This is a genomic window from Ensifer sp. EB106-03-01-XG145, assembly GCF_058792075.1.
The window spans coordinates 1460942-1475441 of sequence record NZ_JBYTEC010000001.1; the positions used below are offsets into that span (position 1 = coordinate 1460942).

Sequence of the window (14500 nt, forward strand, 5' to 3'; positions counted from 1 at the left end):
TTTCGCGCGAAATCCTATCTGAACGTAGCCGTGACGAATAGGAGAATGCTTCACATGATCGTTGGTCAAAGAGCGCTTGTTGCGCTCGTCATTGCTGTGTCTCTTGCCTGTCCGGCATGGGCTGAGGAGGCCAAGACGGTTCCGCAGTCGCGCACCGAAATGCAGCTTTCCTTCGCGCCGCTCGTCAAGCAGACGGCAAATGCGGTCGTCAACGTCTACGCCGAACGCGTGGTCGAGCGCCGCTCGATCTTTTCCGGCGATCCCTTCTTTGAGGAGTTCTTTGGCCAACGCATGCCGAACCGCTCGGAAAAGCAATCGTCGCTCGGCTCCGGCGTGATCGTCGGCAAGAACGGCATCGTCGTGACCAACAATCACGTCATCGAGGGCGCCGACGACATCAAGGTGGCGCTGGCGGACGGGCGCGAGTTTCCCTGCAAGATCGTGCTCAAGGATGACCGACTCGACCTGGCGGTGCTGAAGATCCAGTCGGAAGGCCCGTTCGAGATCGTCCCGCTCGGCGACTCGGATGCGGTCGAAGTCGGCGACCTCGTGCTGGCGATCGGCAACCCGTTCGGCGTCGGCCAGACGGTCACGAGCGGCATCGTCTCGGCTCTCGCGCGCAACCAGGTTTCTTCAGGGGATTTCGGCTTCTTTATCCAGACGGATGCGGCGATCAATCCGGGCAATTCCGGCGGCGGCCTCATCGACATGAACGGTCAATTGATCGGCATCAACACCGCGATCTTCTCCAAGGGTGGCGGCTCGAACGGCGTCGGCTTTGCTATCCCCGCCAATCTGGTAAAGGTCTTCGTCGCGTCCGCTGACGGCGGCAATGGCGCCTTCGTCCGTCCCTTCATCGGCGCAAGCTTCGAACCGGTGACCTCGGAAGTGGCCGAAGCCCTTGGCCTCAACCGCGCCCGCGGTGCGCTGGTGACGGCTGTCGTGGCGGGTGGCCCGGCCGAACTGGCAGGCATCAAGCCGGGGCAAGTGATCACCGCCGTCAACGGCATTGAAGTCGAACATCCTGATGCGCTCGGCTACCGCTTGACGACGGTCGGCATCGGCCACGAGGCGCGCGTTACCGTGTCGGAAAACGGTAAGCCGCGTGAGGTGATGCTCAAGCTCGATCGGGCGCCGGAGACCTCGCCGCGTGACGAACGGCTGATCGAAGGTCGCAATCCCTTCGCCGGCGCGGTCGTCGCCAATCTGTCGCCACGTCTAGCCGAGGAACTGCGCGTGTCGACTTCGCTCCAGGGCGTCGTCGTCATGCAGGTCAACCGCGGTTCGCCGGCAGCACGCATCGGCCTTGAGCCGAAGGACATCGTGCGCTCTGTCAACGGCACGGCGATCGACACGTCCAAGACGCTGGAGCATGTGATGGCCGACGACGCCTCCTTCTGGCGCGTCGAAATCGAGCGGGACGGCCAACTTATCCGTCAGTTCTTCCGATGAGCGATCTGTTTACAGCACACGAGCCTCCTGAGATGGCGTCCGCAAGACCGCTTGCCGACCGGCTTCGCCCGCGTACGCTCGCCGAAGTCACGGGCCAGGAGCACCTGACCGGGGATGATGGGGTGCTGTCGCGTATGATCGCGTCGGGTTCTCTCGGATCGATGATCTTCTGGGGACCGCCAGGCACCGGCAAGACGACCGTCGCGCGTCTGCTTTCGGGGGAGGCGGGACTCGCCTTCGAGCAGATCTCCGCCATCTTCTCCGGTGTTGCCGATCTCAAGAAGGTGTTCGAATCGGCGCGTGCACGGCGCATGTCCGGCCGGCAGACCCTGCTGTTCGTCGACGAGATCCACCGTTTCAATCGTGCCCAGCAGGATAGTTTCCTGCCCGTGATGGAGGATGGCACCGTCATCCTCGTCGGCGCCACGACCGAAAATCCGTCCTTCGAGCTCAACGCCGCTCTGTTGTCTCGCGCTCGCGTGCTGACGTTCAAGCCACACGGTGAGGACAGCATTCAGGAGCTTCTGTCCCGTGCCGAGCAGGCAGAAGGCAAGGCGTTGCCGCTTGATGCGGATGCACGCGCGAGCCTGATCCGCATGGCCGATGGCGATGGCCGTGCGGCGCTGACGCTGGCGGAAGAAGTCTGGCGCGCCGCGCGGCGCGACGAGATCTTCGATGCTGCAGCGCTTCAGAACATCGTCCAGCGCCGGGCGCCGGTCTACGACAAGGGCCAGGACGGCCACTACAATCTGATCTCGGCGCTGCACAAGTCGGTACGCGGTTCCGATCCGGATGCCGCGCTCTATTATCTCTGCCGCATGTTCGATGCGGGCGAGGATCCTCTTTATCTCGGGCGACGGCTTGTACGCATGGCGGTTGAAGATATCGGCCTTGCCGACCCTCAGGCCCTGGTGATCTGCAATGCCGCCAAGGACGCCTATGATTATCTGGGCTCGCCGGAGGGGGAATTGGCGCTTGCCGAAGCCTGTGTCTATCTGGCGACCGCGCCGAAGTCGAACGGGGTCTACACCGCCTACAAGGCGGCGATGCGCGCTGCCAAGGAGAACGGCTCGCTGCTGCCGCCGAAGCACATTCTCAACGCCCCGACCAAGCTGATGAAGGGCGAAGGCTACGGCGACGGTTATCGCTACGATCACGACGAGCCGGATGCCTTTTCCGGGCAGGACTATTTTCCGGAAAAGATGGGGCGCCAGACTTACTATGATCCGCCGGAGCGTGGTTTCGAGCGAGAAATCCGCAAGCGCCTGGAATGGTGGGCGAAGCTTCGCCGGGAGCGCAATGCTCCCTAGAATGTCCAGGAAACTGTAAGACGGCCTTTCCTTGTGCTTGGCCCGGACGAAAACCCCGTCGTTTTCAAGGCTTCAAGGAATGCGGGACGTGGCTTAGCCTTACCACCGGTGCAAGGCTGATCTGCCCGTGGCTGCCTTGCCGTCGGAACCGGAGTGTGAGATAGAACCGGCATTGCAGACGGCTGCACGGTTCGCGAATTCGAAACCGAACATCCGCGGGGACGGCCTCGCTCCAGTATTAGGAGTTTGACATGGCCTGGTTCCTTCTTCTGCTTGCCGGTATCCTCGAAATCGGCTGGGCAATCGGTCTCAAATACACGGATGGCTTCACGCGCGTTACGCCGACGATCCTGACCGTCGGGTCGATGATCCTCAGCATCGCGCTGCTCGGCCTTGCCGTGCGCACCCTGCCGCTCGGCACGGCCTATGCGGTCTGGACGGGCATCGGTACCGTTGGCACGGTGATCCTCGGGATCTTCCTGTTCGCAGAGCCGGCGACCTTGGTTCGCCTCGGCTGCATCGCCTTGATCGTCAGCGGAATCGCCGGGCTGAAGTTAGCTGCCTAACGGCACGTGATAGCGCTGACGTCGCGTAAAGCACACCAGCGACCTTGCTTTGAAGCTGCTGCCACCGTCGAAAAAACGAAGCGGGCTGCGCGTTATGAAGGACGCGCAGCCCGCAATCGTATTCAGAGATGTTTCGCTGTCTCCGATTACCGCAAGGCGTCGAGAACCGCAGCAGCCGCCAGCATTTCCTGCCAGCGGTTTTCACGGCGGCGGAAGGCTTCCTCGTCGGTTCCCCAATGCTCGATCTGCCAGTCTTCGTCGACATGTGCGGCCGTCCAGGCCTCTTCGGCCGTGAGCCTGCCGGAGGCGAAGGCGAGCGCCAGCAGGGCCGAACCCGTCAGGCTCGTCACCGTATGAACGCAGGTGAGCCCGAGCGGAGTGGCGAAAGCGCGCAGACCCTCGGCATAGGCCGAAAGGGCTTCCTCCGGCTGCTCCTGATGGATCACGCCTTCGGCGAGGATGAAGCGGGCGCCGAGCGTTTGCCGCGCCCAATCGAGCACCGGGTTCCAGATCTCGTTCTGGCGTGCGACCAAGCCTTCCGGGCTGTCGGCGCGATAGCAGATCATGTCGGTTCCGGCGAAGCGCAGGATGTCGTCGAACACCGAGCGCTGGTCTTTCGCAACACCATCGAGTGCCGTGTTGACGATGCGGGTGACCGGCATTCGGGCGGGATCTATGACCTCGGCCTGTGCCTCCCACTCGGCGGCCAGCATATCGGCAAGCTTGCGCGTCGGCACGGCAAGCGGTTGCTTTGCTGGTGTGCGCACCGTGCGGCCGTCGAGCAGCACGGCGTGGGTGTCGCCTTCCGCCGCAGCGACGCTGACCTCCTTGTAGAAGCGCTTCGGCAGCGGCTTCAGCATCTGAATTTGTGCGCGGCGGACCGGATCTTCGTGGCTCATCGCACCGCTGAGTTCGTCGCGAATATCAGGCATGATTGTGTTCCATCCATTCAATGATGTCTGCCGGCGTCTGGGCAACGAAATCCGCACCCGCCTCGATGAGATCGGGAACGGACGCATAGCCCCAGGCAACGCCGATGGCGGCGGCTCCCGCGGCCTTGGCCATTTGCATGTCGTAGATCGCGTCGCCGATGACGACCGTATCCTTCGCGTCGATGCCGGCTTCCGAGCAGCATTCCGTCACCATTGCCGGGTGTGGCTTGGAGGGGCAGTCGTCGGCGGTGCGCGAAACGAAGAAAATCCTGTCGAAACCGTGGGTTTCGGAGATGTGGGTGAGGCCGCGCCGAGACTTGCCGGTGACGGCGCCGATCAGCAGCGCGTCCCGCGACGAGAGCGTCTGCATCATGTCGGCGATGCCCGGAAACAAAAGCTCCTGGAAGCCGGCTTCGCTGCGCACGCCCGCGAAGATCGACTTGTAGTGCGCAGTCATCCCCAGCGCCAGGTCGTCGACGTGCTCGCGGCCAAGCAGGCGGGCAATGGCGATGTCGAGTGTCAGGCCGATGATGCCCTTGGTCGCTGAAAGCGGCGGGCGCTCGCGATCGAACGCCTCGAAGGTGCGGGCCATCACCTCATGGATCAGCCCGCCGCTATCGACCAGCGTCCCGTCGCAATCGAAAAGCGCCAGTTTCATCAGTCGTCCTCGCCCGGCTCGTTCTCTTCAAAGCCCAGTAGGTTCCAGCTCTGGACCATGTGCGGCGGCAGCGGCGCGGTCACGCGAAGGCGACCGCCGTCCGGATGCGGGATATCGATATGACGCGCGTGCAGATGCAGCCGGTTTTGCATGCCGCCGGGCAGGCTCCAGTTGATATCGGCGTCGAAATACTTTGGGTCGCCGAGGATCGGGTGACCGATATGCAAGGCATGCACACGCAACTGATGGGTACGGCCGGTATAGGGCTCCATCTCGAGCCAGGCGAGGTTCTGTGCCGCTTGCTCACGAATGCGGTAGTAGGAAATCGCGTGGTCAGCGCCGTCTTCGCCATGCTTGGCGATGCGCATGCGGTCGCCGTCCGGCGTCTGTTCCTTGACCAGCCAGGTCGAGATCCGGTCTTCGCGCTTGCGCGGCACGCCTTTCACCAGCGCCCAATAGGTCTTCTTGGTGTCGCGCTCTCGGAAGGCGGCCGTCAGCTTCTGGGCGGCGCCACGCGTGCGGGCAATGACCAGTACACCTGAGGTGTCACGGTCGAGCCGGTGCACCAGACGGGGCTTTTCGCCGCGCTGGTTGGTCCAGGCCTCGAGCATCTTGTCGATATGGCGGTTGACGCCGGAACCACCCTGCACGGCAAGCCCGGCCGGCTTGTTCAGCACGATCACCTTCGCGTCCTCATGCAAAACCATGCGCGACAGCAATTCTCCGTCGGGCGAGTGGCGAAGGTCGCGGCCGGCGATCGGGCCTGTCTTCGTCTCCTTCGCATCGACGCCAAGGGGAGGGATGCGCACCGTCTGGCCCGGCTGTAGGCGCGTGTCGGACTTGACGCGGCCGCCGTCGACACGGATCTGGCCCGAACGCAAAAGCTTCTGCAGCGGACCGAAACCCAGCCCCGGAAAATGCACCTTGAACCAGCGGTCAAGGCGCATGCCTGCCTCGTCACCGTCCACTTGCCTGTGTTCTATGCCTGCCATTTGAGCGAACCTGCTTTCTGTTCCTGCAGCGTCGCGCGTCAATCTGAAGCTCTTACGTTGGGATGGACGCAAGAAAACGCTTCAGGTGCGCAAGGGCTGCCGCAATCCTTTAACGGCTGCATGACAATGCCCCTGAAGCGATGACGGTTGAAGAGCAATGCAGCAACGCACCGCGTTTCCCTCAGGCTACGCAGCGCTCGTAGAAGCAGCCTTTAGACTATTGCGCGCATCAGAGCCAGCCCGCTGAAGACCGCAAGGAGCGAAAGCGCGACGCTGGCAACGACATAGATGACGGAAAGCATGACATCACCACGCTCGAAGAGCGTGATCGCATCCAGCGAAAAGGCGGAAAAGGTGGTGTAGCCGCCGAGAACCCCGGTAATGAGGAACACGCGCATTTCCGGCGAGGCGCCGAACTTGCGCATGATCACCTCCGCCAGCACGCCGATCAGGAACGAGCCGGTGATATTGACGCCGAGTGTGCCCCACGGGAAGCCCGCCCCGAGGCGATGGACGGTCCAGAGGCCGACAAGGTAGCGCAAGATCGAGCCGATCGCGCCGCCGGCTCCAACGAGAAGGAGGTGGGTCATCAGTCGCTCCGGGACAAAATCGGCCTAGGCCAGCCGTTCGGCATGCCACTTCAGGTGATCGTCCATGAAGGTGGAGATGAAGTAGTAGGAGTGGTCGTAGCGCTCATGCATCCGCAGCGTCAGATCGATGCCGGTTCCCTTGACCGCATCCTCGAACAGCCACGGGCGCAGGCCGTTTTCGAGAAAGCTGTCCGCCTTGCCCTGGTCGATCAGAAATTCCGGGAAGCGCGCACCGTCCTTGACGAGGGCGCAGGCATCATATTGGCGCCAGGCGGCGCGGTCTGTGCCGAGATACTTTTCGAAGGCGCCGACCGACCAGTCGGCGGTCGAGGGCTCGACGATCGGCGCGAAGGCCGAGCAGCTCTTGAAGCGATCCGGGTGTTTGAGCGCAATGGTCATGGCGCCGTGGCCGCCCATGGAATGGCCGAAAATGCCCTGGCGGCTCATGTCCATGCGGAAGTGCTGGCTGACGAAAGCGGGCAGTTCTTCGGTGATGTAGCTGTACATCTGGTAGTGCTCGGCCCAGGGCTTCTCGGTGGCGTCGACATAGAAACCCGCGCCTTTGCCCATCTGCCAGTTTGTCAGTTCGTCCGGCACGTCGGCGCCGCGCGGGCTCGTGTCGGGGCAAACGATGATAAGCCCGAGCTCGGCGGCCATGCGCCGGTATTCGCCTTTCTCCATGACGTTCGCGTGCGTGCAGGTGAGGCCGGACAAGTACCAGAGCACTGGTTTCGGTTCCTTGATCGCCTGCGGCGGCACGAAGACGGCAAAGGTCATCTCGCCCTTGCAAGCCTCGGACTCGTGCGAAAAGACGCCCTGCATGCCGCCGAAAGCGGTGTTTTGCGAAAGGACTTTCATGGACTGCTCCTTGGATAATGCTGCTCAACCGGCAAGCTGCACGGCCGCGTTGACGGCGGCGGCGACGAGCACGGTGTTGAAGAAGAAAGAAACGATGGCGTGCATCAGATTGATGCGCCGCATGGCTGTTGTGGTGATGGCGACATCCGAGGTCTGCGCGGTCATGCCGATGACGAAGGAAAAGTAGAGGAAATCAAAACCGCCGGGCTCGGGTGTCTCGGGAAAGTCGAGGCCGCGTGCCGGCTCCGGCGTCTGCGCATCCGCGGCAGGCACCCAGTATATGTGCGCATAATGCATCGCGGCCATCATATGGATCGTCGCCCAGCCGAGCACGACCGAGGCAAAGGCGAGGCCGAGAGCCAGTGCTGATCCCGCCTTCTCGCCGTTGAGCGCAAAGAACAGCGAGATGAGCGAGCTCGCAGCCGCACCGAATGTCACGAGGAGGATAACGAACTCGGGCTCGTCGGTGTTTCTGGCATGGGTCTTCAGGTGCCGCCCGGTCATCATCCGCAATCGCCGCCAGCACATGACGAGATAGACGCAGAAGAAGGTGATCGCAGCGCCTTCAAGTGCGAAGCGTCGCGCAACGAACCAGAGGACGGGCACGCTTGCGAGCGCGCATAGAATGGCGGTGTAGAAGGGCCAGTGCCTGAGCTTCGTCGTCGTCGTCGCTGTCATCCAGATGCCCCTGCGATCTGCAGCGGAAGCGGCTGCCGCACCATCACTTTTTCGCCTGCCGTGCGAGTCGGTCAAGCGTTTCGAGGAAGGCGGATCGATCGCGCGGCGTGAAGGCGGCGTTGTAGCCCTTGCTTTCGCCGGTTTCGCGCAAATGCTGCCCAAGATCGCGCATCGCCGAAGCCATGCCGATATTGCCCTTGTCGAAGATGCGTCCGGAAGGGCCGGTAACCAACGCGCCGGCGGCAACGCAACGCACGGCCAGCGGTACATCGGCCGTGACGACGATATCGCCCTCCTGCGCCCGTTCCGCGATCCAGTTGTCGGCCGCATCGAAACCCGCCGAGACGATGACGTTGTGCACCATCGGATCGCGCGAGGGGCGCAGGCCGGAATTGGCGACGAAAGTCACCTCTATTCTATGGCGTTCGGCCACCTTCAGGATTTCCGCCTTCACCGGGCAGGCATCGGCATCGACATAGATCATCTTGAATCAGTTTCTCAACGGGACTGAAAAGGCGCCGGAAATCAATCGACTCCGACGCCGTTCTGAATCGGATTGTGAAGCAATTCCAGGAAAAGTGCGAAGCGGTTTTCCGTCCGGAATTGCGTCGTTCAGGTTGTGAAGCAATTCCAGGAAAAGTGCGAAGCGATTTTCCCGGAATTGCGCCATTGCCAGCTTAGCTTAGTAAAGAACGACCGAACGGATGCTTTCGCCGGAATGCATCAGCTCGAAGCCCTTGTTGATGTCTTCAAGTGGCATGGTGTGGGTGATCATCGGGTCGATCTCGATCTTGCCCTCCATGTACCAGTCGACAATCTTCGGCACGTCGGTGCGGCCGCGCGCGCCGCCGAAGGCCGTGCCCATCCAGCTGCGGCCGGTGACGAGCTGGAACGGCCGGGTGGAGATCTCCTGGCCGGCGCCGGCGACGCCGATGACGACGGACTTGCCCCAGCCGCGATGCGAGGCCTCGAGCGCCTGGCGCATCACCTTGGTGTTGCCGGTGCAGTCGAAGGTGTAATCGGCGCCGCCGATCTGGTCGGCACCACGTTTCGTCATGTTGACGAGATAGGGCACGATGTCGTCGCCGACCTCCTTCGGATTGACGAAGTGGGTCATGCCGAAGCGTTCGCCCCAGGCCTTCTTGTCGTTGTTGAGGTCGACGCCGATGATCATGTCGGCACCGGCGAGACGCAGGCCCTGGATGACGTTGAGGCCGATGCCGCCGAGACCGAAGACGATCGCCGTCGCGCCCATCTCCACCTTGGCTGTGTTGATGACCGCACCGATGCCGGTGGTGACGCCGCAGCCGATGTAGCAGATCTTGTCGAAGGGCGCGTCCGGGTTGACCTTGGCAACCGCGATCTCGGGCAGCACCGTGTAGTTGGCGAAGGTCGAGCAGCCCATGTAGTGGTGGATCTTGTCCTTGCCGATCGAGAAGCGCGAGGTGCCGTCGGGCATCAGGCCCTGGCCCTGGGTCGAGCGGATCGCGGTGCACAGGTTGGTCTTGCGCGACAGGCACGACGGGCAGGAGCGGCACTCGGGCGTGTAGAGCGGAATGACGTGATCGCCCTTCTTCACCGAGGTGACGCCCGGACCGACGTCGACGACGATGCCGGCGCCTTCATGACCGAGGATCGCCGGGAACAGGCCTTCCGGATCGGCACCGGACAGCGTGAAGTCGTCCGTGTGGCAGATGCCGGTGGCCTTGACCTCGATCAGCACTTCGCCGGCCTTTGGGCCTTCGAGTTGAACCGTCATGACCTCGAGCGGCTTGCCGGCCTGAACGGCAACGGCGGCGCGTACATCCATCTATTTTCTCCCTTGGACAAAAATGGTTTCGGGCCGCCAGGGCGGCGGCCCGTTGGAATCGACAATAAGCTAACGAATGTTCTGTTGAACGCGATTGAGTTCCATCTCAAGTGCGGCGATGGCCTTGCCGGTCTGTTCGTGCAGCTTCTTGACCAGGGCAAGCTGCTCGCGAAGGCCGTCGCGCTCGTCATCGACCGCGTCCGAATCCGGCGCCTTGCCGAGGCCGGCGATCAGCCAGGCCGGGGTAACGCCCAGCACGCCGGCAAGCATGAAGAGCCGGTTCGTCCGGGGTTCGGCGCGGTCGCGCTCCCAGGCGGCGACCGTTTCAGCGCGGACTCCGAGTTGGTCTGCCAGGTCCTTGGTGCTGATGTTGGCGGCGTCGCGCGCCCTCCAGATGCGTCCTCCCAGCGTATCACCGTCGCTGGTGTCGCGCAGGCGGGCAATCATCGTTTCGGTGGACAAGCGCATGGATATCTCCTTTGCCACGGTTACGTTCAAAGGTCCCGGAGAGACGGCAGGAAGCCGCTTTTGACTTCCGGGGCGGAAGATGGTCCTGAGCTTATAGGCATTCGGCCAGCGAGGGACCACCCCGAAGCGCCAAAAACACCGTCAATTGCGGCTAAGGCGCGGATAGTTCGGCCTCCGGAGTATCCTCGGCCGTTGAAAACCGTAGCCTAGGCTCTAATGTGCGGCGGCCAACCGGAGCTTGCCCCATGACCGACGCCCGAACTGCGGCTGCCGAGCCTGCCGATACCGTGATGCAAGGTGTCGCCATCATGCTCTTTGCGATGGTCATCCTGCCCGGCATGGACGTGATCGCGAAGTATATGGCTGTTTACGAAGGCATGTCGCCCGGCCAGGTGACCTTCTACCGGTTCTTCTTCCAGCTGGTGGCGACGCTGCCGATGCTGCTTGGCGCCGGCGGCCTGCGGGCGCTGAAGCCGAAGCGACCCTGGGCCAATCTGCTGCGCGGCGTGCTGCTGGCGACCGCGGCCCTGTTCTTCTTCATTTCCGTGAAGTACATGCCGCTGGCCGATACCTTTGCCATCTATTTCGTCGAGCCCTTCATCCTGACCTGCCTTTCGGCGGTGTTCCTGAAGGAAAGAGTCGGCTGGCGACGCTGGCTTGCCATCATCGTCGGCTTCGGTGGGGCGATGATCGTCATCCAGCCGAGTTTCGCGGCTTTCGGCGTGACGGCTTTGCTGCCGGTGGCCTGCGCCTTCGTGTTTGCCTGCTATCTGCTTCTCAATCGCGCGGTCGGTACGGGTGACTCGCCGCTGACGATGCAGACCATCGCTGGCATCGGCGGCACATTGATGATGGCGCTGGTGATCCTGGTCGGCAACGGCATGGGCAGCCCCGACTTCGTGCCGTCCTTGCCCAAATCGGCGCTTGGCTGGACGCTGGTGGTTATCCTCGGCGCGCTCTCCGGTTACGGCCATCTGCTGGTCGTCAAAGCCTTCCGGGCGGCACCTGTCTCCTTGTTGGCGCCATTCCACTATTTCGAGATCGTCACGGCGACGGCGCTCGGCTATCTCATCTTCGGAGACTTCCCGTCGCTCTCCAAATGGCTTGGCATCGCCATCATCGTCGGCTCGGGCCTCTTTATTATCTGGCGCGAGCGGCAGGCGGGACGTCGAGCGGCAAGCTGAATGGGTTCAGGCGCCGTCGGTCTTTGTCGGGCCGAACACCGTCTCGAAGGCCTCGCGCAGCCGGATATCGACATCCGGCATCATCACCGGCAGGCCGAGGTCGACGAGGCTTGTTACGCCGTAGCCGCGAATACCGCAGGGCACGATGCCGCCGAAATGGTCGAGATCCGGATCGACGTTCAGTGCGAAGCCGTGGAAGCTTACCCATTTGCGCAGGCGAATGCCGATCGCGGCAATCTTGTCTTCCGCCACCGAACCATCGGGCAGGGCGGGCTTTTCCGGGCGGCGAACCCAGACGCCGACCCGATCTTCGCGGCGCTCACCTCTCACATTCATCGAATCGAGCGTGGAGATCACGACGCTTTCCAGCGCAGCGACGAAGGCGCGCACGTCCTGCTTTCGGCGCTTGAGGTCGAGCATAACGTAAACGACGCGCTGGCCCGGCCCGTGATAGGTGTATTCACCGCCGCGACCCGTCGAGAACACCGGAAAGCGATCCGGCATCACCAGATCAGCAACATCGGCGCTGGTACCGGCTGTGTATAGCGGCGGATGTTCGACCAGCCAGACGAGTTCGTCCGCGGTGCCGGCGGCGATCGCGGCAGCTTCCTGTTCCATCAGTTCGACTGCCTGTGGATAATCCACCAGATCAGAGGCAATCCGCCAGCGAACCGGGGGTGATTCCGGGGGGGCGAACATGGTCTGGCTCAGATTCTCACGCTGCATTCGGTCTGCATTCCTGTTTTCAGAGCTTGTAAATGGGATGGCGCGTGACAAGAGTCCAGCGTTTCCAACGCTTCCCCAGCGGGCTGTTGAAATAGTTTCATTTCCCGTCAAATTTCTGTCGTCATCCCCTTGTGCCCCCCAGGGGCTTTTGCTACATGCAGCCCCGTCGACGCAGGTCGACACCTACCACGATGCGGTCGTGGCGGAATTGGTAGACGCGCAGCGTTGAGGTCGCTGTGGGGCAACCCGTGGAAGTTCGAGTCTTCTCGACCGCACCAAAAAAACCCGGCTTTGGCCGGGTTTTTTGTTTTTATCCTGCCTAGCGAACACGGCGAGCTGCGCGGAATCGCGTCGCTGACACATCCCTTTTCTGGACGTTTCCAATCAAGCGTAGGCGTTTGGCACGGTGGGAAGGAGCGCGCTCTCTTTGCTGGCGAATGGCCGAAGACGAACGGGATCCCGCGCCCAACAATCGGTCTCGGCGCGGTGGCCGACAAGGTGCGCGCGCTTGATGCGCGGAAAGGCGACCTGGCCGGTTCGCTCGCAATGCGACGGGCCGCTGAGTTCTGTCATGATCGCCCGAATTGTGCACAGCCATCTCTTGTGCACTGCGGGGGCTTTTGCTACATGCACCCCCGCCGGCGCAGGTCGGCATCTACCACGATGCGGTCGTGGCGGAATTGGTAGACGCGCAGCGTTGAGGTCGCTGTGGGGCAACCCGTGGAAGTTCGAGTCTTCTCGACCGCACCAAAACCGGCTTCGGCCGGTTTTTTCGTTTTTATCTCCAACGCTTAGGTCTTGAGCCCACCGCGCGGCTCAGCCTCGGGCCGAAGCTGCAAGCCCGCAAACCTCAATACATCTTCCGACCGCACTTCGGCGTGCATAGCGCTTGCCGCCGCGGAAAAAGAGTGAACGAGCACCGCCACGTTGCAGGCGAAATGGCTTGGAATGTTATTTGGTGCTAACCTTGGCGCGGTATTCCAGAACGAGGGCCGGGCTGGAGCAGTTTTCTGGGCGCGGCGGTGGCTGGGCGACCTGCACCAATGACGAAGCCTGTTTGCTTGGGAGGTTCCTTTGGGCGGCGATCTCAGGGCTGTTGCCGATGCAATCCTCAATACCGTCGTCAGCGCCGCGGATGGCGTGCCCGGCGTCGTCGCGATTGCCACAGATAGACGGGGCGATATCTATACCGGTGCAGCCGGAAAGCGAGCATTGGGTGGCGATGCGGACATGACCGCCGACAGCGTCTTCGGGCTCTTCTCGATGACGAAAGCGATTACCGGCACTGCCTGCCTGCAACTGGTCGAAGAGGGCAGGCTCGATCTCGATGCTCCAGCCAGGCGATACGCTCCCGAGATCGGCAAGCTGCAGGTGATCGATGGCTTTGATCCCTCCGGGAACCCGAAGCTCCGCCCGCCCAAGCGGGATATCACGACGCGTATGCTGCTTTTGCATACGGCTGGCTTTGGATACGACTTCTTCAATGAGACCTACGCCAGGTTGGCCCGGCAGCATGGGCAGCCGAGCGTGATCACGAGCTCCTATGCGTCCATCCGCACCCCATTGCTGTTCGACCCAGGCGACGACTGGGAATATGGAAGCAACCTGGACTGGGCCGGACAGGTGGTGGAGGGCATAGCCGGTAAGCGATTGGGCGAGGTGATGACCGAGCGAATCCTTCAGCCGCTCGGCATGGACGATACCGGTTTTGCATTGACCCCAGCGATGGCCTCACGCGTGGTCACGCTGCATCAGCGGGACGATGCAGGGCGATTGCAGCCGGTGCCCGATTTCCGGTTCCCCCAGGAACCCGAGGTCCAAATGGGTGGGCATGGCCTCTACTCGACAGCTACCGATTACTCAAAATTTATTCGCATGTGGCTCAACGACGGGGTGGCACCCGGCGGCCGCGTGCTGAAACCCGAAACCGTCGAAATGGCGGAAAAGAATGGCCTCGGAGAAAAGAAGATCAAAAAGCTTCCCGGGGTGATACCGAGCCTTTCGCACGACGTCGAATTTTTCCCCGGAATGCCGAAATCCTGGGGGCTTAGCTTCATGATCAATGATGAAGCCGCGCCGACAGGCCGACCGGCCGGCGCGCTGGCCTGGGCTGGGCTTGCAAACCTCTATTACTGGATAGACCGCCAAAATGGTCTCGGCGGCCTCTGGGCGACGCAGATATTGCCCTTCGTCGACCCGGCCTCGATCGGGGGCTACCTTGACTTCGAAACGGCGGTCTACTCCGCCTTTCCAAGGTAGTCGGCCGAAACATTTGA

15 protein-coding genes and 2 tRNA genes are annotated in these 14500 nt (G+C 62.3%); 7 read left to right on the top strand and 10 right to left on the bottom strand.

Annotation, left to right across the window (positions count from 1 at the left end):
- Nucleotides 1-54 precede the first annotated feature (54 nt).
- The 3 genes from AC3WWH_RS07140 to sugE all read left to right on the top strand — a co-directional run bounded on the left by AC3WWH_RS07140 (nucleotide 55) and on the right by sugE (nucleotide 3328).
- A complete protein-coding gene (locus AC3WWH_RS07140) occupies nucleotides 55-1452 on the top strand; it encodes a DegQ family serine endoprotease (protein WP_058324767.1) in 1398 nt (465 codons plus the stop codon).
- Nucleotides 1449-2762 carry a replication-associated recombination protein A gene (locus AC3WWH_RS07145; RefSeq protein ID WP_058324766.1) on the top strand — a complete coding sequence of 438 codons (1314 nt, stop codon included), beginning with the start codon at nucleotides 1449-1451 and terminating at the stop codon, nucleotides 2760-2762. The genes AC3WWH_RS07140 and AC3WWH_RS07145 overlap by 4 nt, the downstream gene beginning before the upstream one ends.
- A 251-nt stretch (nucleotides 2763-3013) precedes the next feature.
- Complete coding sequence (sugE, locus tag AC3WWH_RS07150) at nucleotides 3014-3328, top strand: quaternary ammonium compound efflux SMR transporter SugE (RefSeq protein ID WP_058324765.1); 315 nt, start codon at nucleotides 3014-3016, stop codon at nucleotides 3326-3328.
- A gap of 146 nt (nucleotides 3329-3474) precedes the next feature.
- On the opposite strand, the gene AC3WWH_RS07155 is transcribed toward sugE, so the two are convergent.
- From AC3WWH_RS07155 to AC3WWH_RS07195, 9 genes are all read right to left on the bottom strand, one after another.
- Nucleotides 3475-4260: an ATP12 family chaperone protein gene (locus AC3WWH_RS07155; RefSeq protein WP_057255590.1), complete on the bottom strand. Its 786-nt coding sequence runs from the start codon at nucleotides 4258-4260 to the stop codon at nucleotides 3475-3477.
- Nucleotides 4253-4918 carry an HAD-IA family hydrolase gene (locus tag AC3WWH_RS07160; protein ID WP_110878297.1) on the bottom strand — a complete coding sequence of 222 codons (666 nt, stop codon included), beginning with the start codon at nucleotides 4916-4918 and terminating at the stop codon, nucleotides 4253-4255. Before AC3WWH_RS07160 ends, AC3WWH_RS07155 begins: the two co-directional genes overlap by 8 nt.
- Nucleotides 4918-5910, bottom strand: coding sequence for an RluA family pseudouridine synthase (locus AC3WWH_RS07165; RefSeq protein ID WP_057255592.1), 993 nt, complete (start codon nucleotides 5908-5910; stop codon nucleotides 4918-4920). Before AC3WWH_RS07165 ends, AC3WWH_RS07160 begins: the two co-directional genes overlap by 1 nt.
- Nucleotides 5911-6122: 212 nt before the next feature.
- Nucleotides 6123-6500: a fluoride efflux transporter CrcB gene (gene crcB, locus AC3WWH_RS07170; protein WP_058324763.1), complete on the bottom strand. Its 378-nt coding sequence runs from the start codon at nucleotides 6498-6500 to the stop codon at nucleotides 6123-6125.
- 24 nt (nucleotides 6501-6524) lie between these two features.
- Entirely contained in the window at nucleotides 6525-7358 is an 834-nt protein-coding gene (fghA, locus tag AC3WWH_RS07175; RefSeq protein ID WP_057255594.1) for an S-formylglutathione hydrolase, read from the bottom strand.
- Between the two features lie 24 nt (nucleotides 7359-7382).
- Nucleotides 7383-8036: a DUF1345 domain-containing protein gene (locus tag AC3WWH_RS07180; RefSeq protein ID WP_058324762.1), complete on the bottom strand. Its 654-nt coding sequence runs from the start codon at nucleotides 8034-8036 to the stop codon at nucleotides 7383-7385.
- Nucleotides 8037-8079: 43 nt separating this feature from the next.
- The gene (locus AC3WWH_RS07185) at nucleotides 8080-8520 is read right to left on the bottom strand and encodes a YaiI/YqxD family protein (RefSeq protein WP_058324761.1); all 441 of its coding nucleotides are present in this window, start codon (nucleotides 8518-8520) and stop codon (nucleotides 8080-8082) included.
- A gap of 198 nt (nucleotides 8521-8718) precedes the next feature.
- Nucleotides 8719-9846, bottom strand: coding sequence for an S-(hydroxymethyl)glutathione dehydrogenase/class III alcohol dehydrogenase (locus AC3WWH_RS07190; protein WP_441600916.1), 1128 nt, complete (start codon nucleotides 9844-9846; stop codon nucleotides 8719-8721).
- A 69-nt stretch (nucleotides 9847-9915) separates the two neighbouring features.
- Nucleotides 9916-10314: a helix-turn-helix domain-containing protein gene (locus tag AC3WWH_RS07195; RefSeq protein ID WP_057255598.1), complete on the bottom strand. Its 399-nt coding sequence runs from the start codon at nucleotides 10312-10314 to the stop codon at nucleotides 9916-9918.
- 245 nt (nucleotides 10315-10559) lie between these two features.
- Here AC3WWH_RS07195 and AC3WWH_RS07200 point away from each other — a divergent pair, with 245 nt between their 5' ends.
- The gene (locus AC3WWH_RS07200) at nucleotides 10560-11498 is read left to right on the top strand and encodes a DMT family transporter (RefSeq protein WP_245296192.1); all 939 of its coding nucleotides are present in this window, start codon (nucleotides 10560-10562) and stop codon (nucleotides 11496-11498) included.
- A 6-nt stretch (nucleotides 11499-11504) separates the two neighbouring features.
- Here the strand turns inward: AC3WWH_RS07200 and lipB are convergent, their stop codons facing one another.
- On the bottom strand, nucleotides 11505-12224 hold the full coding sequence (gene lipB / locus AC3WWH_RS07205; protein ID WP_057255599.1) for a lipoyl(octanoyl) transferase LipB: 720 nt from the start codon (nucleotides 12222-12224) through the stop codon (nucleotides 11505-11507).
- A gap of 193 nt (nucleotides 12225-12417) precedes the next feature.
- Between lipB and AC3WWH_RS07210 the strand changes: the two genes are divergently transcribed.
- The 3 genes from AC3WWH_RS07210 to acmB all read left to right on the top strand — a co-directional run bounded on the left by AC3WWH_RS07210 (nucleotide 12418) and on the right by acmB (nucleotide 14483).
- Nucleotides 12418-12502, top strand: a tRNA-Leu gene (locus tag AC3WWH_RS07210).
- A 387-nt stretch (nucleotides 12503-12889) separates the two neighbouring features.
- Nucleotides 12890-12974: transfer RNA gene (locus AC3WWH_RS07215), tRNA-Leu, on the top strand.
- 324 nt (nucleotides 12975-13298) lie between these two features.
- Nucleotides 13299-14483, top strand: a complete 1185-nt coding sequence (gene acmB / locus AC3WWH_RS07220; RefSeq protein ID WP_058320545.1) for a methyl acetate hydrolase AcmB — start codon at nucleotides 13299-13301, stop codon at nucleotides 14481-14483.
- Nucleotides 14484-14500 lie beyond the last annotated feature (17 nt).